This is a genomic window from Butyricicoccus sp. OF10-2 (assembly GCF_003481925.1).
Lineage (GTDB): Bacteria > Bacillota > Clostridia > Oscillospirales > Butyricicoccaceae > Agathobaculum > Agathobaculum butyriciproducens.
On sequence record NZ_QUMC01000002.1, the window covers coordinates 1 to 20,555 of the forward strand.

At 48.3% G+C, this 20,555-nt stretch carries 25 protein-coding genes, 1 tRNA gene and 4 pseudogenes; 24 read left to right on the forward strand and 6 right to left on the reverse strand.

Going from position 1 to position 20,555, the window contains the following annotated elements; translation table 11 throughout:
- Window positions 1-64: 64 nt before the first annotated feature.
- The 5 genes from DXB00_RS01525 to DXB00_RS01545 all read right to left on the reverse strand — a co-directional run bounded on the left by DXB00_RS01525 (window position 65) and on the right by DXB00_RS01545 (window position 4,145).
- Window positions 65-637, reverse strand: coding sequence for a TetR/AcrR family transcriptional regulator (locus DXB00_RS01525; RefSeq protein ID WP_158557297.1), 573 nt, complete (start codon window positions 635-637; stop codon window positions 65-67).
- Window positions 638-882: 245 nt separating this feature from the next.
- A complete protein-coding gene (locus DXB00_RS01530; protein ID WP_118564533.1) occupies window positions 883-2,034 on the reverse strand; it encodes a sodium ion-translocating decarboxylase subunit beta in 1,152 nt (383 codons plus the stop codon).
- Window positions 2,035-2,049: 15 nt separating this feature from the next.
- Window positions 2,050-2,430, reverse strand: a complete 381-nt coding sequence (locus DXB00_RS01535; RefSeq protein ID WP_118730205.1) for a biotin/lipoyl-containing protein — start codon at window positions 2,428-2,430, stop codon at window positions 2,050-2,052.
- 15 nt (window positions 2,431-2,445) lie between these two features.
- Window positions 2,446-2,775: an OadG family protein gene (locus DXB00_RS01540; RefSeq protein ID WP_118481060.1), complete on the reverse strand. Its 330-nt coding sequence runs from the start codon at window positions 2,773-2,775 to the stop codon at window positions 2,446-2,448.
- Window positions 2,776-2,777: 2 nt separating this feature from the next.
- On the reverse strand, window positions 2,778-4,145 hold the full coding sequence (locus DXB00_RS01545) for a pyruvate carboxylase subunit B (RefSeq protein WP_243022750.1): 1,368 nt from the start codon (window positions 4,143-4,145) through the stop codon (window positions 2,778-2,780).
- A gap of 381 nt (window positions 4,146-4,526) precedes the next feature.
- Here DXB00_RS01545 and DXB00_RS01550 point away from each other — a divergent pair.
- From DXB00_RS01550 to DXB00_RS01620, 14 genes and pseudogenes are all read left to right on the forward strand, one after another.
- A tRNA-Arg gene (locus DXB00_RS01550) sits at window positions 4,527-4,603 on the forward strand.
- Window positions 4,604-5,015: 412 nt separating this feature from the next.
- Window positions 5,016-5,240, forward strand: a complete 225-nt coding sequence (locus DXB00_RS01555; protein WP_021632741.1) for a hypothetical protein — start codon at window positions 5,016-5,018, stop codon at window positions 5,238-5,240.
- Complete coding sequence (locus tag DXB00_RS01560) at window positions 5,221-5,376, forward strand: hypothetical protein (RefSeq protein ID WP_227131618.1); 156 nt, start codon at window positions 5,221-5,223, stop codon at window positions 5,374-5,376. The genes DXB00_RS01555 and DXB00_RS01560 overlap by 20 nt, the downstream gene beginning before the upstream one ends.
- Window positions 5,373-6,301: pseudogene (locus tag DXB00_RS01565) on the forward strand (DUF6017 domain-containing protein). Before DXB00_RS01560 ends, DXB00_RS01565 begins: the two are co-directional and overlap by 4 nt.
- Window positions 6,302-6,307: 6 nt before the next feature.
- Entirely contained in the window at window positions 6,308-7,135 is an 828-nt protein-coding gene (locus tag DXB00_RS01570; protein WP_002304313.1) for a ParA family protein, read from the forward strand.
- On the forward strand, window positions 7,092-8,018 hold the full coding sequence (locus DXB00_RS01575; protein ID WP_002304314.1) for a ParB/RepB/Spo0J family partition protein: 927 nt from the start codon (window positions 7,092-7,094) through the stop codon (window positions 8,016-8,018). The genes DXB00_RS01570 and DXB00_RS01575 overlap by 44 nt, the downstream gene beginning before the upstream one ends.
- 8 nt (window positions 8,019-8,026) lie before the next feature.
- A complete protein-coding gene (locus DXB00_RS01580; RefSeq protein ID WP_002304315.1) occupies window positions 8,027-8,554 on the forward strand; it encodes a hypothetical protein in 528 nt (175 codons plus the stop codon).
- A gap of 54 nt (window positions 8,555-8,608) precedes the next feature.
- Window positions 8,609-9,250, forward strand: a complete 642-nt coding sequence (locus DXB00_RS01585; protein ID WP_002588969.1) for a DUF3846 domain-containing protein — start codon at window positions 8,609-8,611, stop codon at window positions 9,248-9,250.
- Window positions 9,251-9,260: 10 nt separating this feature from the next.
- Complete coding sequence (locus DXB00_RS01590; protein ID WP_002304317.1) at window positions 9,261-9,572, forward strand: DUF5720 family protein; 312 nt, start codon at window positions 9,261-9,263, stop codon at window positions 9,570-9,572.
- A gap of 36 nt (window positions 9,573-9,608) precedes the next feature.
- Window positions 9,609-10,091 (forward strand): PcfB family protein, encoded by a 483-nt coding sequence (locus DXB00_RS01595; RefSeq protein WP_002304320.1) that lies wholly within the window; start codon window positions 9,609-9,611, stop codon window positions 10,089-10,091.
- Window positions 10,091-11,043 (forward strand): annotated as a pseudogene (locus DXB00_RS01600) (type IV secretory system conjugative DNA transfer family protein); the annotation flags it as partial. The gene DXB00_RS01595 and the pseudogene DXB00_RS01600, both read left to right, overlap by 1 nt.
- Before the next feature lie 91 nt (window positions 11,044-11,134).
- Window positions 11,135-13,014: pseudogene (locus DXB00_RS01610) on the forward strand (DUF4368 domain-containing protein).
- Between the two features lie 26 nt (window positions 13,015-13,040).
- Complete coding sequence (locus DXB00_RS01615; protein WP_024738626.1) at window positions 13,041-13,394, forward strand: TnpV protein; 354 nt, start codon at window positions 13,041-13,043, stop codon at window positions 13,392-13,394.
- Between the two features lie 16 nt (window positions 13,395-13,410).
- On the forward strand, window positions 13,411-13,710 hold the full coding sequence (locus tag DXB00_RS01620; RefSeq protein WP_118293856.1) for a hypothetical protein: 300 nt from the start codon (window positions 13,411-13,413) through the stop codon (window positions 13,708-13,710).
- A gap of 27 nt (window positions 13,711-13,737) precedes the next feature.
- Here the strand turns inward: DXB00_RS01620 and DXB00_RS01625 are convergent, their stop codons facing one another.
- Complete coding sequence (locus DXB00_RS01625; protein ID WP_118293855.1) at window positions 13,738-14,106, reverse strand: helix-turn-helix domain-containing protein; 369 nt, start codon at window positions 14,104-14,106, stop codon at window positions 13,738-13,740.
- A gap of 144 nt (window positions 14,107-14,250) precedes the next feature.
- Here DXB00_RS01625 and DXB00_RS01630 point away from each other — a divergent pair, with 144 nt between their 5' ends.
- The 10 genes and pseudogenes from DXB00_RS01630 to DXB00_RS01670 all read left to right on the forward strand — a co-directional run bounded on the left by DXB00_RS01630 (window position 14,251) and on the right by DXB00_RS01670 (window position 20,545).
- Window positions 14,251-14,439 (forward strand): helix-turn-helix domain-containing protein, encoded by a 189-nt coding sequence (locus tag DXB00_RS01630; RefSeq protein WP_002596317.1) that lies wholly within the window; start codon window positions 14,251-14,253, stop codon window positions 14,437-14,439.
- Entirely contained in the window at window positions 14,432-15,124 is a 693-nt protein-coding gene (locus tag DXB00_RS01635; protein ID WP_117802754.1) for a response regulator transcription factor, read from the forward strand. The genes DXB00_RS01630 and DXB00_RS01635 overlap by 8 nt, the downstream gene beginning before the upstream one ends.
- A 5-nt stretch (window positions 15,125-15,129) precedes the next feature.
- Window positions 15,130-16,047, forward strand: coding sequence for a sensor histidine kinase (locus DXB00_RS01640; RefSeq protein ID WP_119214425.1), 918 nt, complete (start codon window positions 15,130-15,132; stop codon window positions 16,045-16,047).
- Window positions 16,048-16,181: 134 nt separating this feature from the next.
- Window positions 16,182-16,708 (forward strand): annotated as a pseudogene (locus DXB00_RS18060) (ABC transporter ATP-binding protein); the annotation flags it as partial.
- A 107-nt stretch (window positions 16,709-16,815) separates the two neighbouring features.
- A complete protein-coding gene (locus DXB00_RS18065; RefSeq protein WP_442861358.1) occupies window positions 16,816-17,106 on the forward strand; it encodes a hypothetical protein in 291 nt (96 codons plus the stop codon).
- Window positions 17,099-17,884, forward strand: a complete 786-nt coding sequence (locus DXB00_RS01650; RefSeq protein ID WP_055303121.1) for an ABC transporter permease — start codon at window positions 17,099-17,101, stop codon at window positions 17,882-17,884. Before DXB00_RS18065 ends, DXB00_RS01650 begins: the two co-directional genes overlap by 8 nt.
- A 2-nt stretch (window positions 17,885-17,886) precedes the next feature.
- On the forward strand, window positions 17,887-18,666 hold the full coding sequence (locus tag DXB00_RS01655; protein WP_002594767.1) for an ABC transporter permease: 780 nt from the start codon (window positions 17,887-17,889) through the stop codon (window positions 18,664-18,666).
- 7 nt (window positions 18,667-18,673) lie between these two features.
- Window positions 18,674-19,135: a hypothetical protein gene (locus tag DXB00_RS01660; protein ID WP_119214426.1), complete on the forward strand. Its 462-nt coding sequence runs from the start codon at window positions 18,674-18,676 to the stop codon at window positions 19,133-19,135.
- Between the two features lie 442 nt (window positions 19,136-19,577).
- On the forward strand, window positions 19,578-19,991 hold the full coding sequence (locus DXB00_RS01665) for an RNA polymerase sigma factor (RefSeq protein WP_118720687.1): 414 nt from the start codon (window positions 19,578-19,580) through the stop codon (window positions 19,989-19,991).
- A gap of 101 nt (window positions 19,992-20,092) precedes the next feature.
- Window positions 20,093-20,545, forward strand: a complete 453-nt coding sequence (locus DXB00_RS01670; protein ID WP_119214427.1) for an RNA polymerase subunit sigma-24 — start codon at window positions 20,093-20,095, stop codon at window positions 20,543-20,545.
- The last annotated feature ends 10 nt before the right edge of the window (window positions 20,546-20,555 follow it).

Genomic DNA, 20,555 nt, shown 5'->3' on the forward strand with positions numbered 1-20,555 from the left:
TGAAAGCGTGGTTTCATCGAGAGGCTGCTCGAAAAACGGAGTTTTTGACAGCCTCACGCGCTGCTTACTGCAGCGCGTGCATTCCCTGTGTGTGATAGGTAATCAGCTGATTCAGTCCGGCACGGACCTCGCTCGGGCGAACGCGGTTCTTGAGGATATGCACCGTCCCGTCCACCAGATTGCGTGCCATGATCTGCGCCATCATCGGGCTGTTCTCCTCGTCGGCCAGCATGGGCACGATCTTGGACGCAATCAGTTCAATCATTACCGGCCGCAGGTTTTCATATCGAGTGCCGTTGGCCTGCTCCATGATAAGAAGAAGGCCGTATTTCTCCGCCAGCAGCAGCGAGAGTACCTCCTCAGTGAGCAGCATGCGGAATTCCTGCGCGTCCATGTTCAGGTCAAACCGCATGCTGCGGAAGCGCAGGATCATGCGCTTCAGGCCGTCTGCAGCGCTGTCGGTCAGCTCGTAGAACAGCTCCTCCTTGTTTTTGAAGTAGTGGTAGAGATTGCTCTTGCTGATATTTACCTTGTCCGCGATCATCTGCAGTGAGGTGCGGTCGTACCCGCGCTGCAGGAATAAATGCTCGGATTCGAGCAGAATTTTGTGTCGAAGTTCGTCTTTTAGTACCTGCACAATAAGGACCACCCGTTCATTTCTTACATTTATTATAAAACAGGGCGACATAAATTGTCAAGAAAGCATAAAAAATTGAGAATGCAAGATGGAGAATTAGCGTGATGTTTTACCTTTGCGTGGGAGCACAATGTGCTCTCCTTACGGGATATCGTGTGCATCCCGTTACAAATTGATTTTCAATTCTTCTCAACCAAAAGAGTGCAAAAAAAGAACCCGATAATTCGGGTTCTTTTGCTTTGTACTTACGCGCCGAATACCTTGAGGACAAAGCCTGCGGCAACAGCGGAGCCGATGACACCGGCTACGTTCGGGCCCATCGCGTGCATGAGCAGGAAGTTTGCCGGATTGGCCTTCTGACCCTCAACCTGCGAAACGCGGGCTGCCATCGGAACGGCAGATACACCGGCCGAGCCGATCAGCGGGTTTACCTTGCCGCCGGTCAGCTTATACATAACCTTGCCGAACAGCAGGCCGCCGACGGTCGAGAATGTGAACGCAATCAGGCCAAGGATGATGATCTTGATGGTCTCCCAGGTCAGGAAGGTGGACGCAATCGCCTTGCAGCCTACCGACAAACCGAGGAAGATGGTGACGATGTTGCACAGCGCGTTCTGCGCGGTGTCGCTCAGGCGGTCGGTTACGCCGCACTCACGCAGCAGGTTGCCCAGCATGAGCATGCCGATCAGCGGAGCGGTATCCGGAATCAGCAGGATAACAATGATGGCAACTGCGATCGGGAATACGATCTTCTCGGTCTTGGAAACCTGACGCAGCTGCTCCATCTTGACCTCGCGCTCCTTCTTGGTTGTCAGCAGGCGCATGATCGGCGGCTGGATAAGCGGTATGAGCGCCATATACGAGTACGCCGCAATAGCAATGGCGGGCAGGTAATCCGGCGCCAGACGGGAAGCGACCAGAATGGAGGTCGGACCGTCCGCACCGCCGATGATGGCGATGGCTGCCGCTACTGCGCCCGGGAAGCCGAGCACCAGCGCCAGCAGGAATGCAGAAAAGATGCCGAGCTGTGCCGCTGCACCCAGCAGCAGCGAGGACGGGCGCGCGATCAGCGGGCCGAAGTCGGTCATGGCACCGATGCCCAGAAAAATGATGGACGGATAAATCGCATGCTGGACGCCCTGATAGAACACCCACAGCATGCCGGGACTGGAACCGTCAACCGGTGCATTGAGCAAACCGGTCAGCGGCAGATTGGCCAGCAGCATGCCGAATGCAATCGGAACGAGCAGCAGCGGCTCAAACTTTTTGCCGATACCCATGTACAGCAGCACGCATGCAATGATGATCATGATTAGGCTGCGCGGGTCCTCCGCGAAGGACGCGAAGCCCGAGCTTGCCAGAATGCTGCCTAATGCACCGAAAAACGAAAATTGCATAGTACGCGCCTCCCGTTACATCGTGCAGAGTGCTGCGCCGGTCTGTACGGAAGCGCCCTTCTGTACGCAGACAGAGCCGACCGTGCCGTCATGCGGTGCGCAGATCTCGTTCTCCATCTTCATGGCCTCGAGAATAAACAGCACATCGCCGCCCTTAACGGCCTGACCTGCCGTGCATCGGATATCCAGAATGGTGCCCGGCATGGGCGCTGCGACGGTCTCGCCACCTGCAGGCGCTGCTGCGGGTGCTGCTGCCGGAGCCGGCGCTACCGCGGGTGCCGGTGCTGCTGCAGCCGGTGCCGGTGCGGGAGCCGCGCCGGTCGGAACTGCGCTTACCGACCCCTTTTCTACTTCTACTTCAAACTGCTTGCCGTTAAGCGATACCTGATATTTCATGTTTCTTTTCTCCCCTTAAACCGCCTTGATGGACTTAAATACAAGCTGATCGAGCGGAATGCCCGTTTCGTGGCTGACGATAGCCATAACGCAGGCCGCCTCCACCTCGCTGACGCCTTCCAGCTTGACCTGCGGAGCAGGTGCCGGTGCTGCTGCCGGAGCTGCAGCCGCCGGAGCCGCTGCACCGACCGAAGCCGGATGCGCGGTGTGCTTTTCGAGCGCGCCCATCACACGGGAAATAACAGCGATGACACCCCAGAGAAGTGCCAGCATCAAAAATACAATAACGATACCGGACAGGGCGATCATGAGCGCGTCCAGTACGCTAATCGGATCGTGTACCATGCTCACTTAACCTCCTTGAACGAATAGCTTGCGGTGAAGGTCTGTTCCCGACGCTCAAAGAACTGCTCTGCCTGCTGCGGGAATGCGATATAGGACAGGACGTCCTCTTCACTGCGGGCATGCGTGCCGAGATGCTCGCGTGCAGCCGGAAATTCCGGCTCAAGCGTATCGGCAAAGCGGCCGGTCATCGGCTGCTCGTCGCCGAGCACCTGCTTGGCGAGTTCGGGATTGACTTCGCCCGGTGCCTTGCCGTATTCGCCGCGGATGTAGCTCTTGATCTCCTTGCCGATCGACTTGTAACGGCCGCCGAGGAGAACGTTGACCGTTGCCTGTACGCCGACCATCTGCGAAAGCGGCGTTACCAGCGGCGGATAGCCCATATCGGCACGCACGCGCGGCGTTTCGGCGAGTACCTCATCGAGACGGTCGATTGCGTTCTGTGCCTTCAGCTGTGCCACCAGATTGGACAGCATGCCGCCCGGGATCTGGTACACGAGCGCATCGGTCTTGGTGGACAGGACATACGGGTCGAACATACCGCTCGCCGCGAACTTGTCCTTGACCGGCACGAAAAATTCGTTGATCTCATGCAGCGTTTTGGAATCCACGCCGCAGTCATAGCCCATCTGCTGGAGCGCGTAGACCATGGACTCGGTCGCCGGCTGGCTGGTGCCGCCCGACATGCACGAGGTCGCACAGTCGATGCCGTCCGCACCGGCTTCCGCTGCCTTCAGATAAGTCATATAACCCAGACCGGTGGTCGCGTGTGTATGCACATAAACCGGAATTTTGATGTTCTGCTTGAGTGCGGTAACCAGGTCATAGCACTCCTGCGGAGACATAATGCCCGCCATATCCTTAATGCACAGCGAGTTACAGCCCATGGCTTCGATCTGCCTGCCGAGCGAAACGAACATCTCCAGATTGTGGATCGGACTCAGTGTGTAACAGATACAGCCCTGTGCATGGCCGCCTGCCTTGAGACATTCGTCCACAGCGGTCTCGATGTTGCGCAGATCGTTCAGCGCATCAAAAATACGGATGATATCCATGCCGTTCTCGATGCTCTTGCGGACAAAACGGCGCACGGTATCATCCGAATAATGGTGATAGCCGAGCAGGTTCTGACCGCGCAGCAGCATCTGCAGCTTGGTGTTCTTCATGTGAGATTTGATCTTGCGCAAACGCTCCCACGGATCCTCATGCAGATAGCGCAGGCAGGAATCAAAGGTCGCACCGCCCCAGCACTCAATCGAGTGATAACCGGCCTGATCCATCTCATCGAGAATGCCCTCAAAATCCTCAAACGGCATTCGCGTCGCAATCAGCGACTGCTGCGCGTCACGCAGCACCGTTTCGGTGATGTGCATTTGTTTCACAAGTATGCCCCCTCCTTCGGGAAATAAATGGGTTTCATGATTCCCCTCATTAACCCCATATATATAATTGTATCATATCACTTTCTGCACCCGCTTGCAAGATTATGATTTTTTAATTTTGCACAGCTGCACTTTACTTTTTTCACCGCATTCGGAATTGACTTTTTGCTCTCAATGCAGTAATATAAATATATCGCGTGCTGCGATTCCGCACGAAAGAGCCGCTCGCGAAAACTTTTGTTTTTATGTCTCAGTAGCTCAGTTGGATAGAGCACATGCCTCCTAAGGTTGCGTTACAACGGCCACCTCAAAAAAAACTAAATAAGGGATTGCAGTTCGACTTTGATCGGGCTATAATCATATATCAGACACGTCCATATAGCTCAGCTGGATAGAGCACACGCCTCCTAAGCGTGGGGTCGGAGGTTCAAATCCTCTTATGGACGCCAGTGAACAACGCCGAAAGCCTTTGTTTTCAAGGGTTTTCGGCTTTTCTTATATAAAAAGCTACGAAAAAGCTCTTTCACTGTATGAGATAAAATTCTACTCCAAAATTTGATTTTTGACAACCCCTCCAGAATCGAACGGTTGTTATAAGACAAAATCGCCAGCTAATTTTTAGCAGAAAACGGGCTGTTCTTGCTAATGAAAATGCCCTTCCTGCTAATCAGCCCCAAAATCGTGCCAAAAATCCAGCTAATCAAAAAAGGCGGATGTTTTGAATACCATGCAGTTATAGCAGATAAAATTAAATATCGTTATGTACATAGAGCGTCTATTTGCCCCGCATTGGGGATGGATAGGCGCTCTTTTTTTATGCCCAAACCCATGGGCAAATACAAGAGATTGGAGGTGTTTTATTTGAGCAAGCCTGTTTATACCGCAGACAAGCCGAGCGACTGTCATTACTGCTACTTCTGGACGAATGGCAGAAAGGGCTGCCGTCTGGGTAGAAATAATTGCTACTACTTAATCTCTTTGCCGCCGAAACCCAAGTCGGAATGTGATGGCTGTCCCTATGGGCGAGATCACCCGTGCATTGGTTGGTGTACGAAGAAGGTTATGCGTGAAGTGGGGCTTCGTTGATATGGATGTGTATGAACAGGAATACCGCTTCTACTATTTTGCCCGATGTCCTTACGAAAAGACGGATACGACTTTCCGCAGCATTCCGCTGACAACAGAAAGTTTTCCGCAGAAAGAAGGTGGTGAAGCCGTGTGAGTTTTGATTATTTTTACGGTCAGCAATCCGATCTATTCACATTCTATCGAGTTCCGAAGGTGTTGTTCACGAACGAGAGGTTCTGGAATATTTCTGCCGATGCCAAGATGCTGTATGGCATTTTGCTTGACCGCATGAGCCTGTCTGCCAAGAATGGTTGGATAGATAAAAACGGTAGAGTGTATATCATTTTTACAATCGACGAAGCGAAGATGGCTCTGAACTGTGCTGAACAAAAGGCTATCAAGCTGCTCAGTGAACTTGAGAAGAAAGCAGGATTGATTGAACGTAAGCGCCAGGGTTTGGGAAAGCCCAACCTGATCTATGTGAAGAACTTTATCTCTGCTGTGGATTCACAACTCTTGAATTGTGAAAATCACAATTCTGGAACAATGGAAATCACAACTCAAGAACTTCCGAAATCACAATGTAATAATACTGATATTAAAAATACTGAATTTAGTGATACTGATTCTATCTTTCCTTCCGGAATGGTGGAATGATGGACGAGAATGACCGGTATCAAGAATACTTTGATTATTTCTCGGATCAGCTTAGTATGGATTTGTTGAAGAAGGATTACCCTTACGATTCCGAAATGCTGGATAACATTCTGGAGTTGATCGTTGAAACAGTTTGCACGAAGCGACCGTTGATTCGCATTGGTGCAGAGGAGCGTCCGGCAGAAATTGTCCGCAGTCGGTTTATGAAACTGAATGCCGAACACATTCGATATGTTATGGACTGCTTCAAGGAGAACACCACAAAGATTAGAAATATCCGTCAGTATATGCTGACTACGATATACAATGCGCCGACGACAATAGACACCTACTACGATGCTCTTGTTCGGCACGATATGTCACACGGATATTTGGAAGGAGGATTTAAGAAATTGAAAATGAAGCGAGAGGAAGGAGAGTGACGATAAATGTCGAAAAAAGCAACCATCATTGCGGTGGTCAATCAGAAAGGAGGCACTGGAAAGACCACCACCACCGAGAATCTGGGCGTTGGCTTGGCTCTTGAAGGAAAAAAGGTGCTTCTGGTAGACACCGATCCCCAGGCTTCCCTGACGGTCAGTTTGGGCAATCCCTGCCCGGATGATCTGTCTCCGACACTTTCCGATCTGATGGGAAAGATTATGATGGAAAACCCTATTACTCCCGATGAAGGGATTCTTCATCATCCGGAGGGCGTTGATTTGGTGCCGTCCAACATCGAACTCTCAGGTATGGAGGTAGCACTGGTCAATGCCATGAGCCGGGAAACCATTCTCCGGCAATACCTGGATACAGTCAAACAGAATTATGATTACATTCTTCTTGACTGTATGCCGTCTTTGGGTATGCTGACCGTCAATGCGTTGGCAGCTGCCGACAATGTGCTGATACCGGTTCAGGCAGCATACCTTCCTGCAAAGGGTCTGGAACAGCTGCTTGGAACCATCAACAAGGTCAAGAGGCAAATCAACCCGAAACTGAGGATTGAAGGGATTCTTCTGACGATGGTGGACAGCCGCACCAACTACTCCAAAGACATCAGCAATCTGATTCGGGAGAGCTACGGCGGAAAGCTGAAGGTTTACAAGACCGACATTCCCCGCTCTGTCCGTGCAGAGGAAATCAGCGCAGAGGGAACCAGTATCTTCAAGCATGATCCCAAAGGCAAAGTTGCCGAAGCCTATAAAATTCTGACGAAGGAGGTGTTAAACAATGCAGAAAAAAGGCGCAAACATCAGCTTGAAGGGGTACGATGATATTTTCTCCACCGATCAATCCAGAGCTGAAGCCCAGCAGGAGCGTGTGCAGGAAATTCCGCTTTCTGAGCTACACCCCTTTGAGGGACACCCCTTCCGTGTGGTTGATGATGAAGAAATGATGAAAACGGCAGAGAGCGTCCGAGATTTCGGAGTTCTCACTCCTGCGATTGTCCGTCCTGACCCCGACGGTGGTTATGAAATCGTTTCTGGTCACAGGCGGCACCGGGCATCGGAGCTTGCGGGTAAGGAAACCATGCCTGCGATTGTTCGTGACCTGGACGATGATGCAGCCATTATTTTGATGGTTGATGCGAATTTGCAGAGGGAGAGTATCCTGCCGAGTGAAAGAGCATTTGCTTATAAGATGAAGCTGGATGCGATTAAACATCAAGGTCAACGCACCGATTTAACTTCATCCCAAGTTGGGATGAAGTTGCAGGCAATGGATATAGTCGGTCAGGAGGCAGGAGAAAGCAGAAATCAGGTACACCGTTATATCCGTCTGACCGAACTGATTCCGGAACTGCTGGATATGGTAGATACGGGTCAGATCAAATTCAATCCTGCGGTGGAGCTTTCCTATCTGGCAAGTGAAGAACAGAAGGATTTTCTTTCTGCAATGGATTATGCTCAAGCAGCTCCTTCCCTTTCGCAAGCACAGCGAATTAAAAAGCTCGCACAGGAGGGCGAGTGTACGCTGGATGCGATGTGCGAGATTATGAATGAAATCAAGAAGGGAGAGCTGGACAGAGTAACCTTCAAAACGGATTCGTTGCGAAAATACTTCCCGAAGTCCTATACCAACAAGCAGATGGAGGATAAAATCATTCAGCTTTTGGAGCAATGGCAGAAAAAAAGAGAAAAATCAATGGAAAGGTAAGGTAAAAAATGTTTACACCCAAAAACATTCAGGGCGCTTTGGAAGAACTCTACGACCTTTGCGATCCTGATTATATGGTAGATATGCTCGTAAACTACAGTGAGGAGTTCGATGATATTTCTCCTGCGCTTCTGGCAAAGTCGTTTCAGAAAAATGCCGAGATGATTAGCGAGTATCGAGTATTGTCCTCTGCTGGTGAGGGTATCGACTATCAGGGAAAGGTACTTCTGAACAGCAGAGCCGTGCGGCTTCTGTCCTATGTAGAAGATATGAGCGGCGATGAAAAAGTTCGCACGATTCAGAGCAAGGAGCTGTGGTTAGCAGAAGATATGACATTCTATGTGGTGTCCTGTATGTCTACGATCACGATGGACAAGGAAGAAGCCATTTGTCTTAACGAACACCGCAGCGTGGTTACTACGGTGGAATGCGAGGACGATATTTTCTTCGACATGGGTTCCCTGATTTGCGAACTGGACGATATTTGCTTGTTCGAGCTTTTAGCCGATGTGGATGCGACTATTTATGAACTGTAACAGGTTCATGGATGGTCGCTTTTCTTATTTCCAAAGAAACGGAGGTATCGAAACTTGAAAGAATACGATGTGAAGATCACCGAAACCTTGGAGAAAACGGTTACGGTGCAAGCAGAATCTCACGATGCGGCAGAGGAACAGGTTAGAGCCGCTTATTACAATTCGGAGTACATTCTGGACTCCGAAAACTTTACCGGTGTTGCGTTCGGCACGACCGAGGAACGGGAGGTTCAGAAAGAACAGGCAGATACCATGAATGTGTTGCTGGTAAAGCCGTTCATGTATCCGCAGGCTGTGCAGATCGGCTGTGAGCTGGAGGATTTGCAGAAAGCCGTAGGTGGCGATATTGAGGCAACTTATCCGTTCAATGAGCCGGTTGCACTGGTGATGCACGACGAAGGTAAACTCGTAGGCAAAGAACTGAACCGTGCGCTGCGTGATGATGACGGCGATATTTATGACATTATCGCCGGTGATTTTCTGGTTGTGGGATTGGGCGAGGATGATTTTTGTTCTCTGTCCCCGGAACTGATGAAGCAGTTTGAGGAACACTTTCATCAGCCTGAGACTTTTGTACGCATGGGGCGCAGCATTATGGCGCTTCCCCTGCCGGATGACATGGTGAAGAAAGAAGATGCACCTGTCAAAGCTGATTCGGTTCCCCACAAAAGTAACCCTGACCGAGATGTTCTGTAAGGAGGTTCTTATGCAAAGAAATTCGACGATTGGAGAGCTGATGGAGCGAAAGCGGATTCAGGATGGTGCCAAGGAGTACCAGGGACATACCTATATGGACTTGGCACGATTTGATGACGCCACCAAGCACATGATTATTTTCGATGTGCTGACCGATGAATCGCCTGTCGGTTGGAAAGGCGAAAGAAATCGCCTGTATTTGAGCGATGTGGGTTATCAGAAGGCTCTGGATAACCAGAAAGCTGGCAATATCAAGATTATCAGCCATGCCGCAGTTGCCAAGGGCAATCTGTATTACGACCACAGAGATATGGCACGATAATCTGTTCACTCTACTGCTTGCAGGAGGTGATGAATCATGCAGGAAGAAGTTGAAAACAGAACAGTAAACCTGGCGATCAGCACAACCAAGCTGACGGGGCGCACTATCATTGCCGGTATCCGCAAGTATTTGCAGCACCGGGAAAAAGTGAAGATGAAAAAGGCACGAGACCCTGCCGTTCATGGAAAGCAATCCGTGAAACAGCTTTTGGGACAGAATCAGGGTGCTACGAATGTTGAGATCGACAAAGAGAGTATCCGTGATTTTGAAAAGCTCGCCAAGAAGTATGGCGTGGACTTTGCCGTAAGAAAAGATAAGTCCGTTGATCCTCCCCGGTTTCTTGTTTTTGTCCGTTCTAAAGATGCAGATGCTTTGGATGCAATCTGCAAGGAACATCAGGCAAGGGCATTAACCAAGAATGAAAAGCCGAGCGTTCTGGCGCAGCTGAAGAAGTTCAAGGAAATTGTCGCAGCGATTCCGAAGAAGGTTCGAGAGAAGAAACAGGAGCGTGATCTGTGATGGATAAGAGAAAAATGAAAAAGCTCCTGATTCTGAATTTACCGTATTTTCTGGTAGGGTTGTTCGCTACGAATTTAGGAGAAGCATGGAGATTGGCTGAGGGGGCAGATTCATCTGCGAAAATCCTCAGCTTTTTTCATGCCCTTCCGATAGCCCTGAACAATCCGTTTCCCAGCTTTCACCCGTTGGATTTGCTGATTGGTATTCTCTGCGGCGCAGGACTTCGGCTGGCTGTCTATCTAAAAGGCAAAAACGCAAAGAAGTACCGACACAATGTTGAGTACGGTTCTGCTCGTTGGGGAACGGCAAAAGATATTGAGCCGTTTATTGCACCAAAGTTCGAGGACAATGTGATCCTGACGAAAACGGAGCGGCTGATGATGAGCAATCGCCCGAAGAATCCTGCCAATGCCCGAAATAAGAATGTTCTGATTATCGGCGGTTCGGGTTCCGGTAAAACTCGCTTTTGGTTGAAGCCAAACCTTCTCCAGATGCACAGTTCCTATGTGGTCACTGACCCGAAAGGCAGCATCGTGATTGAGTGCGGCAACGCCCTTTTGAAGCATGGCTACACCATCAAGATTTTCAACACCATCAACTTTCAGAAGTCGATGCACTATAACCCATTTGCCTATATCCATTCAGAAAAAGACATTCTGAAACTGGTGACAACGCTGATTGCCAACACAAAGGGTGATGGAAAAGCCGGTGATGAGTCTGGACGAAGGCGGAAACGCTGCTCTACTGTGCCTTGATCGGATATATCCACTATGAAGCTCCGGTTGAGGAACAGAATTTCTCCACCCTGATTGAGTTCCTGAACGCAATGGAGGTGCGGGAAGATGATGAGGAGTTCCAGAACCCGGTGGATCTGATGTTTGAAGCCCTGGAAAAGAAAAAGCCGAATCACTTTGCAGTCCGTCAGTATAAAAAATACAAGCTGGCTGCCGGAGATGTATGCTCTAAGTGACTTCTTAATCATGGTTTTTGTCATGGTTAGTGAAGCAGTCACTTAGAGCATTTTTGTTTCAGGAGGTACAGCCATGAGAAATGAAAAAATTACCCCACTGTACGAGCGCCTGAGCCGGGACGATGAGTTACAGGGCGAGAGCAACTCCATATCCAACCAAAAACAGATGTTAGAGGATTTTGCCCGCCGGAATGGGCTGCCCAACCCTACGCACTTTACCGATGATGGTATCTCAGGCACCCGGTTTGACCGCCCCGGATTTTTGGCGATGATGGAGGAAGTGGAGGCAGGGCGTGTAGAGGCAATCGTCATCAAGGACATGAGCCGGTTAGGACGCGACTATCTAAAGGTCGGTCAGGTCATGGAGGTTTTGCGGCAGCGCGGCGTTCGGCTGATTGCGATCAATGATGGTGTGGACAGTCTGAAAGGCGATGACGATTTTACCCCGTTCCGCAACATCATGAATGAATTTTACGCCCGTGATACCAGTCGAAAAATCCGCTCTGTGTTTAAGTCAAAAGGCATGAGCGGCAAGCACCTGACCGGTACTGTGATTTACGGCTACTTGTGGGATGAAAAGCGGGAGCATTGGTTGGTAGATGAGGAGCTTCCGAAGTGGTACGCCGTATCTTCTCCCTCACGCTGGAGGGATATGGGCCTTATCAGATCGCCTGCAAATTATCCACAGACCGGATTGAAATTCCTGTCGTACGCCTTGCCCGCTTCAACGAGGGTGTGAACCGTTCAAAGCCGGTCAAAGACCCCTATGGATGGGGATCATCTACCATCGTGAACATTTTGAAAAAACGAGAGTATTTAGGGCATACCATCAATTTCAAGACCCGCAAGCACTTTAAGGACAAGAAAAGCCACTATGTTTCTGAGGACGAATGGACGATCTTTGAGAATACCCATGAAGCCATTATCGACCAGCAGACCTTTGATTTGGCGCAGAAAATCCGCAGCAATGTACGGCGTTATCCAAACGGCTGGGGCGAAGCAGCTCCCCTCACAGGCTTGCTCTATTGTGCCGATTGTGGCGGCAAGATGTATGTCCACCGCACCAACAATGGCAAGCGGGTTTCTCAATATACCTGTTCCAATTATACCAAAGTTCCGTGTGGGACACTATGCCCTACACAACACCGTATCAATGAGAGTGCCGTTCTGACATTGGTTTCCGACACGCTCCGGGCTATTGCTGAATATTCCAAAAATGATCGGACGGAATTTATTCACACTGTTCAGGAGACGCAGGTTGCCCAACAGAGTGCCGATATAGCGAAAAAGTGCAGGCGTCTGGCCGCTGCTCAAAAGAGATCCGGAGAACTGGAAAAACTGATTTGCAAAATCTATGAGGACAACACCCTCGGCAAGCTGCCGGATGCACGATATAGGGCACTTGATGCACAGTATGCCAAAGAGCAGGACGCACTTGAGATTGAAATTACAGAGCTGGAAAAGGCTGTTACCGGCTACGAGCAAAGCCAGAAATCAGCGGAGAAATTTATAGCCCTGATTGATAAGTACGAGAATTTTGACACGCTGACAAACACCATGCTCAACGAGTTTGTAGAGAAAATCCTTGTCCACGAACGCGCCAGAAAAGGCAGTCAGGACACCACGCAGGAAATTGAAATCTACTTCAATTTTTTAGGACGCTATATCCCACCATCCTTACAGCCGGTTCCTTTAACACCGGAGGAACAGGAAGAATTGCGAAAAAAAGAAGAACGCAAGGACAGGCTCCATCAGAACTATTTGAAACGAAAAGCCAGCGGCGCACAGAAACGGTATGAGAACAAAATCAAGGCGAAGAAAAAAGCGGAAATGGACGCTAAGAAAGCCCTGATTCGGGCTGAGGATATGAAAAAAGGTGTTTTTTCTACTGTCGGGCAGCTACCAAAAGAAGAACCGCGCAAAGGCGGCATAGCAGCCAGCGCAGCAGTCTAATCATCACGGAGCAAAGGAGAATGAATATGAGTAAGTTGACTTACATTCGTTGTGGAGATTATGATATACCCAACCTAAAACTTTCTGAACAGCCGGAAACTTCTATTGGCAAGTACGGCAGGATGCGAAAATCCTACCTGAAGGAACATCACCCCATTCTCTACAACCAACTACTGATGAGCGAGAAGCTGTATCCGCACCTGATAGAGATTGACCGGACAGCGCGGGAGCGTATGGACGCCATGTTACCTCACATGATGGAGGTTGCGGGTGTCACTGAGGAACTGAAAGCCTGTGATCCTATGCGTTGGGTGGGGCTGATGAACACATTAACGGCACAGATTGAGGAAATTTTAATCAGGGAACTGATTTGCAGATGAATGGGAGGTGCGGGAAATGCTGACCTTTGAAAAGGTTTTGAAAGTGTTTCAGGCATATCTGGATGATGACCCTCTGTATGAGGTGGTTCAGACCAGTCATGGTTATACATTGATGGCATGGGAACCCCACCGGAATGACTGGTACAGCGCAGAAATACAGAAAACCCCGGAGGATTTACGGAACGCTTTGTTGGGTACATACGCCAACTTTCTGGAAGATAAGATTACTGGAAATGACCGTGACCTGACTGTGACAGAAACCGGAGAAATCCAGCAGAGGTGCCGGGAACTTTTGGAAAAGTGCAGGGAAACATGATACAGAAACGCCAGAAGGAGGCCGCGATTATGCGTCCTCCTTCTGCTTCGCAGTCTGTTCCATTTTGAGCGCCCCGTCTATGGCACCTTCGATAATCGGCAGGTATTCTTCAGGGCAAAGCTTCAGCTTGTGGCTGACCCGTTGCCGCTGTTCGCTTTCTTCTCGCATAATCTCCGGGTTAAAATACCGTTCCACGGGAAGTCCGCAGACCTTAATCAACTGGATCATCACAGGCAGGCTCGGAATCGCACCTTGATTCTCAATGTTGGCAAGATACCGCCATTCAATCCCAACCATTTCTGCCAATGTTTTTCGTGCCAGACGCCTTGCCCCTCGTGCGGCTTTGACATCTGCACCGAAGGTTTCAAAACCGGGACAATCTTCAACTTTCGCCATATAGCATCACCCGGTTACATTGTATAATTCATACTTCGCCCGTGGAATGTTGTTATATGCAGGTTGATTGAAGTTTATAATTCATATTTCGTTCCTTGCATTGTTCGAGAAAGAGAACTATAATGTACTCTGTGGAGGTGCGAAATGGACTATATGACATTGAAAGAGGCCGCCGAAAAGTGGGGCGTGACACCTCGTAGGGTAAATTATTATTGCGCTGCTGGGCGTATCCCCGGTGCTGTGAAGATGGCTGGTGTTTGGCTAATCCCAAAGAACGCAGAAAAGCCGATTGACGGAAGGACAAAACAAGGGAAGGGGTTGCACCATGAATAAAATCCTGATTATAGATGATGATAGAGAACTGTGCGCTTTGATTAAACGTAGCGTACAAGCAGAAAACATAGAAGCTGATTTTTGTAATACCGGAAAAGAGGGCTTACAAAAATTAAGAGAGCAGGAGTATCAGCTTGTGGTGCTGGATGTGATGATGCCTGGTATGGATGGCTTTGAAACGCTGGAAGAAATCCGCAAAGAGAACAGTCTGCCGATTTTGATGTTCACATCTAAAAATGACAGCATTTCTAAAGTACGGGGCTTACGAGCCGGGGCGGACGATTATCTGACAAAACCATTTGATATGGACGAACTGATTGCCCGTATTGCGTCCCTCATTCGCCGCTACACCCGTTTTAATCATCAAGCCGGAGCTGTGCAAAAACTGGATTTTGATGGATTGCAAATTGACCTTGAAAATCGTTCTGTTACGACGGCAAACGGCACTTTTGAACTTCCGCCAAAGGAATTTGATTTGCTCCTGTACTGTGCAAAACATCAAGGGAAAATTTTGACCAAACAGCAGATTTATGAGGAAGTATGGGGCGAAGAATATTTCTATGATGACAGTAACATTATGGCGATTATCAGCCGACTTCGTAAAAAATTAGAAGTCAATCCTTCAAGCCCAAAGTACATACAAACGGTCAAAGGGATTGGCTACCGGTTTAATAAGGAGGTGTAGTCAGCATGGAAATTATCGTATTCTTGTCCATTGTGATTGCTGTTGTGGCTGTATTGACTTCTATCGTTCTCGTTCGGCGTGTAAAAAAACAAATAGCAGAAATGACCGATGTGCTGGTTGATGTGAAAAACGGAAATGGCAACCGGCGTATTCTATCTGCAACAAATGAACTGACAGCACCTCTTGCCTATGAAATCAATGAGATCGTTGTGGCCTATGAAAGCAGACTTTCAACTGTACGGCAGACAGAAGAAACCAACCGCCAGCTTATGACGAGCCTTTCCCATGACGTGCGAACGCCCCTTACTACTCTGCTTGGGTATCTTGACGCTACACACAAAGGACTGGTCACAGGAAAAGACCGGGATGATTATATTGAAACCGCCCGTCGGAAAGCCCATGATCTGAAAGAATACATTGATGTACTCTTTGACTGGTTCAAGTTAAATTCTAACGAGTTTGCTTTGGAGATCCAGAGTGTTGAGGCCGCAGAGCTGACAAGAAATATCCTCATTGACTGGATACCGATTTTTGAGGATAAACAGGTTGAGTATGACATTGATATTCCCGAAAATCCTGTCCGGGTAAGATTGGATATGGACAGCTATATGAGGATTGTCAATAATCTCATTCAAAATGTAATCGCTCACAGCCATGCAGACAAAATCAAAATTGCCCTGTCAAAGAAGGAAAATAACATGGAGTTGCTGCTGGCGGATAATGGAGTGGGAATTGAGAAGGAAGATTTGAAACACATTTTTGAACGGCTCTATAAGTGTGACAAAGGACGGTCTGAAAAAGGAAGCGGTCTTGGTCTTTCTATTGTCCATCAGCTTGTAGAAAAGATGGGTGGGAGTATAACAGTTGAAAGTTTGCCGGGAAAAGGAACTGAATTTATGTTGCTTTTTCCTTTGGAGAGTTAAGCGGGTTCCCGTCTTTATGGCGGGAGCCTTTGTCATTTTACTGGATTTCAAATTGCAAGGTTAATGCAAGGTTGCGGCAAGGTTAATGCAAGGTTGGCATGATAGAATACCTTACAGAACAGGAGGTTTTGAATATGGATACAAATTATATCATTGAAACAAAAAATCTGACGAAGCAATACGGCTCACAAAAGAGTGTGGCTGACTTAAATATTCATGTGAAGCGTGGGAGAATTTACGGTCTGCTGGGCAGAAACGGAGCCGGAAAAACCACTACCATGAAAATGCTGTTGGGCTTAACGAAGCCGACTTCCGGGGAGGTCAAAATCTGGGGAAAGTCTTTGCAAGGGAATGAAAAGAAGCTGTTGCCCCGTATCGGAAGCCTGATTGAGTCCCCCGGTTTTTATCCCAATCTGACCGGCACAGAGAACCTGCGTATCTTTGCTACTCTGCGGGGCGTACCAAACAATCATGCCATCAAAGATGCTCTGGATCTGGTAGGACTGCCCTACAAGATAAAAAGCTCTTTTCACAGTATTCTCTTGGCATGAAGCAGCGGCTTGCCATCGCCCTTGCCGTTATGCACGATCCGGAGCTTTTGATTTTGGATGAGCCGATCAACGGCCTCGATCCCATCGGTATTGCAGAAGTACGTTCCTTTATTCGTGAGCTTTGTGACGCGCGAGGAAAAACCATTTTGATTTCCAGTCACATTCTTTCGGAGATTTCCTGCTGGCTGACGATATTGGAATTATCGACCACGGCGCATTGCTGGAAGAAGAAAGCCTTGCTGAGCTGGAGCAAAAAAGCAGTAAGCATATCCGTTTTACGCTTTCGGATACTGCACAGGCGGCAAGAATTTTGGAACGCAATTTCCATGAAACCCATTTTTCCATACAAGACGACCACAATCTGCGTCTACACAATATGGAGCTACCCGTGGGGAAAATTGTAACTGCCTTTGTAGAAAACGGATTGGAGGTATCAGAAGCACATACCTGTGAAGAAAGTCTTGAAGATTACTTCAAGCGTGTGACAGGGGGCGAAGGAATTGCTTAAACTAATCAAATGCGAATTTTTGAAATTGAAACGGAAGAAATTTATTCCGCTGATTATTTTGGCTGCGTTCCTGTTTCCAATCCCGCTGACTTATCTGATGACAACGCCCTCTATGATGGAGCGATATACGGATCGGGCAGATGCTTTCGATGGACTATTTAACATGGTGTTGGGATATGGTATCCAGTTTTTACTGCCCTGCATTATCGGAGTGATTGCCGCTATTCTGTTTTTTATGGAACGCGACAACGATACATTCAAAAATCTGCGTACAATTCCCGTAACCAGCACGCAAATGGTACTTGCAAAAATTATTGTCCTTTTTATCTTTGGAATTGTTTTTTGCGTGGCTTCTACCATTGCAACAATTCTTTGCGGAATTGGAACATTAGAAGTTTATGGAATCGGTTATAAGCTGTTTTTGGCGGTTGAAACGGGGATCTTCATTACGGCAGGAACACTCCCGTTGATTGTCCTTGTTGTCTTTTTCAGTAAGACCTATGTTTTTTCCATTTTGTTGTGTGTCTTTTACAGCGTTCTGAACATGAGTGCTACGGCATTGTTTGACACACTGCCTAAAACTATGTTATGGCTTCTGCCCACGCCACTGACTACATTTTGGAGTGCGGGAGATATGGCGGCTCATGGAATAAAAATGGACTTGGAGCAAATGACAGGGCTAATTCCCTCAACATTTCAAGTTGTATTCATTCTTGGGATCATGGCATTGGTTTCGTTCTTACTGATTGACAGATTATATAAGCAGAGGGGGGAATAAACATGGTTCGCATTGTAAAAACAGAATTTTATAAATTGAAAAGGTATCATATCCTTTGGGCGGGCGTTGCACTCATGCTCCTATCCGTCCTGCTGACCTTGTTTACCTCTATGGCGAATGATGGTTCCGTTTGGGATTTTGCCTATCTTACAGAACAGGTCATCAAAAACAATATGTCCATGATTTTTCCGATGTGTATCAGCCTAATTGCTGGATATATGATTTCTCGTGAGCAGACGGATGACACATTGAAAAATATTCTGACTGTGCCGATCTCTTTTAAGAAACTGTTGACCGGAAAATTGATTGTGTGCGGCGTATTGTCTATTATTTTCGGGCTGATATGCAGTCTGTTTACAATCATAGCAGAAATGATTGTGGGATTTCCCGGCTTTGAGATTTCCTTAGCTCTAAAAGCAGCCTTGCAGATTACTGCGGTTAATTTCTTTTTATATCTTGCGGTTCTGCCGATTATCGCTCTTACTTGTCGGAGGGCAGGCAGCTTTTTAGTCGGTGTAATCATTGCTTTTGTCTATGGATATGGAGGGATGTTTGCCGCAGGAAATATGACATTAGCAAACCTTTATCCGATTACCGCAAGTCTTGGAATGGTAGGCTACCGTAGCTATGATACCGCAGTCAACTGGAATATCGGAACCTGTTCTTGCAGTCTTGCGCTTGCTGTCGTTATTTCTGCCATCTTGATTTTGTGCATGAAAGAACGAGAAGCAACCCAAACAAAGAAAAAGGCCAAAAAGGTAGCTCCAAAGAAAGGCTGGTGATGATTTTATGAAGAAAATAGTTTTAGCATTAACATTCGTCCTTGTGGGAAGTTTTATGCTTGCTGGCTGTTCAAAAGATGAAATTCTCAATCATTACAATAACATTGTTCAATCTGCGGGCTCCATAGAACTGACAGGGAAATCGTCACTGCAAGGGGAAAAAGAAAAAGGAATTGATGATTATACAGGGACTTATACAGCTGATTATGCGAACTTTTCAGGTACAGAGTATTTGTTCGGAGGAACTTCCATAAAGAGAGAAGCCGGTAAGGAGCTGTCCATTGATTGCACCTTGGAGATTACGGAAGGTACTGCAAAAGTATTTTGGATTTCTGGAGCTGATGAAGCAGTCACTTTGTTTGAAGCAACCGGAACTTATAGTGACACAATTACACTTCCTGATGGTGGAAATTATATTGGCATTGAATGTGAGAATTTCACTGGAAACATTGAATTAAATATTGAATAATACTCTGCCGGACGACGGCAAAAGAAAAAAAGCCGTCGTAGAGCAGACAATTTGACACGCCCATTTGAAACGGCGGCTTTGATTTCAGAGCCGCCGTTTCTTTGCGTTTACACAATCCTATGACGACTTGCAGGGACACGGTAGCCGATTGGAGGTTAATTTACCGTGTCCTTCTTCTTATTTCGCAGTATCCATGATCTGCACCAGCTAAAAAAAGCCTGTTCCCAGCAGCGGAGCAATGCGGTCAGAAGTATGCACTATACCATGTAACTAAACAGCAAAATATACTCTATTACGCTCGTATGGCTTTATGCCGTCCGGGCGCTTTTTTGTCTCTATGGAGCCGGAACATCGGGTCAGCATGGCCCGAACTTTATCCCCGGTGCCGTTCTCCGCCGCCCCATTCAGATTTTCCCGAAAAATCTGAATGGAGGAAAGGCAGATGGAAGTTACCATCAATTATAACGGACAAGCTGTGGCCGTGGAGGTCACGCTGGAAGTCTATGAATTTCTTGACCGGGCCGATCACAAAACGGAGAACCTGTTCCATGAACAGCGGCGGCATTGGGATGGCCGGGAGTTTGACGAGTACATCATTACCACCGAGGGTGTAGGGGTCTACGGCGAAACGCCGGAGGAATACCTTTGCCGCATGGAAACGCTGCATGAGCTGATGGCTGTTCTGGACACCTGTACCGAGGCCCAGCGCCGCCGGTTCCTGCTCTATGCGCTTGACGGGCTGAGCCTTGCAGAGATCGGTGTGCTGTGCGGCTGCTCCAAAGTGGCTGTGTATCAAAGTGTGGAGGCGGTCAGAAAAAAATTTATAAAATCCTTTGAGAACAGGCTTAACGAATGACCTGTTTTCTGGCTACCAAGTGAAAGGGATTTTCCCGTATCCCAGCGAGGGGCGGACAGCGGACGAGCTGCCCGCCTCTCCGATTTTCAGGAGGTAAGCCTATGAAAACAATCAATCTGCGGTGGATGTATCCCCACTACCGGCATGACGAGTTTGTGGATGTTACGGACGAGGTATGGGCAGCGATGTATCAGGCCCAGCGGGAGATGGAGAACTATGAGCGTCGGAAAGTCTACCACCGCGCCTACTACTCTCTGGACGCATACAGCTGGCTGGAAAATTACGCACTGGAACACAGCAGATCGCCGGAAGATATTTTGCTGGAACGAGAAGAAATGACCACCCGCCTGCACCTGATAGCAGCTCTGCCGGTGGCTCTGGCTCATGCCACTCCGACACAGGCCCGCCGTGTTCACGCCTACTACATTGCCGGTATCAAGCAGCCGGAAATCTCCCGGAGAGAGGGCGTCCACAGCAGCAAGGTCAGCGTTTCCATCCGTCGGGGGCTGCGGAATATGCGCCGTTGCTATGATGGCCTTTTCCAAACAGAGTGAGGGCGTGCCT

Bases quoted from the DNA above. Each gene is read 5' to 3' on its own strand.
- DXB00_RS01530 (WP_118564533.1), bottom strand. From the start codon at position 2,034: ATGCAATTTTCGTTTTTCGGTGCATTAGGCAGCATTCTGGCAAGCTCG.
- DXB00_RS01535 (WP_118730205.1), bottom strand. From the start codon at position 2,430: ATGAAATATCAGGTATCGCTTAACGGCAAGCAGTTTGAAGTAGAAGTA.
- DXB00_RS01540 (WP_118481060.1), bottom strand. From the start codon at position 2,775: ATGGTACACGATCCGATTAGCGTACTGGACGCGCTCATGATCGCCCTG.
- DXB00_RS01545 (WP_243022750.1), bottom strand. From the start codon at position 4,145: ATGCACATCACCGAAACGGTGCTGCGTGACGCGCAGCAGTCGCTGATT.
- DXB00_RS01570 (WP_002304313.1), top strand. From the start codon at position 6,308: ATGTCGAAAAAAGCAACCATCATTGCGGTGGTCAATCAGAAAGGAGGC.
- DXB00_RS01575 (WP_002304314.1), top strand. From the start codon at position 7,092: ATGCAGAAAAAAGGCGCAAACATCAGCTTGAAGGGGTACGATGATATT.
- DXB00_RS01580 (WP_002304315.1), top strand. From the start codon at position 8,027: ATGTTTACACCCAAAAACATTCAGGGCGCTTTGGAAGAACTCTACGAC.
- DXB00_RS01590 (WP_002304317.1), top strand. From the start codon at position 9,261: ATGCAAAGAAATTCGACGATTGGAGAGCTGATGGAGCGAAAGCGGATT.
- DXB00_RS01595 (WP_002304320.1), top strand. From the start codon at position 9,609: ATGCAGGAAGAAGTTGAAAACAGAACAGTAAACCTGGCGATCAGCACA.
- DXB00_RS01615 (WP_024738626.1), top strand. From the start codon at position 13,041: ATGAGTAAGTTGACTTACATTCGTTGTGGAGATTATGATATACCCAAC.
- DXB00_RS01620 (WP_118293856.1), top strand. From the start codon at position 13,411: ATGCTGACCTTTGAAAAGGTTTTGAAAGTGTTTCAGGCATATCTGGAT.
- DXB00_RS01625 (WP_118293855.1), bottom strand. From the start codon at position 14,106: ATGGCGAAAGTTGAAGATTGTCCCGGTTTTGAAACCTTCGGTGCAGAT.
- DXB00_RS01630 (WP_002596317.1), top strand. From the start codon at position 14,251: ATGGACTATATGACATTGAAAGAGGCCGCCGAAAAGTGGGGCGTGACA.
- DXB00_RS01635 (WP_117802754.1), top strand. From the start codon at position 14,432: ATGAATAAAATCCTGATTATAGATGATGATAGAGAACTGTGCGCTTTG.
- DXB00_RS01640 (WP_119214425.1), top strand. From the start codon at position 15,130: ATGGAAATTATCGTATTCTTGTCCATTGTGATTGCTGTTGTGGCTGTA.
- DXB00_RS01655 (WP_002594767.1), top strand. From the start codon at position 17,887: ATGGTTCGCATTGTAAAAACAGAATTTTATAAATTGAAAAGGTATCAT.
- DXB00_RS01660 (WP_119214426.1), top strand. From the start codon at position 18,674: ATGAAGAAAATAGTTTTAGCATTAACATTCGTCCTTGTGGGAAGTTTT.
- DXB00_RS01665 (WP_118720687.1), top strand. From the start codon at position 19,578: ATGGAAGTTACCATCAATTATAACGGACAAGCTGTGGCCGTGGAGGTC.
- DXB00_RS01670 (WP_119214427.1), top strand. From the start codon at position 20,093: ATGAAAACAATCAATCTGCGGTGGATGTATCCCCACTACCGGCATGAC.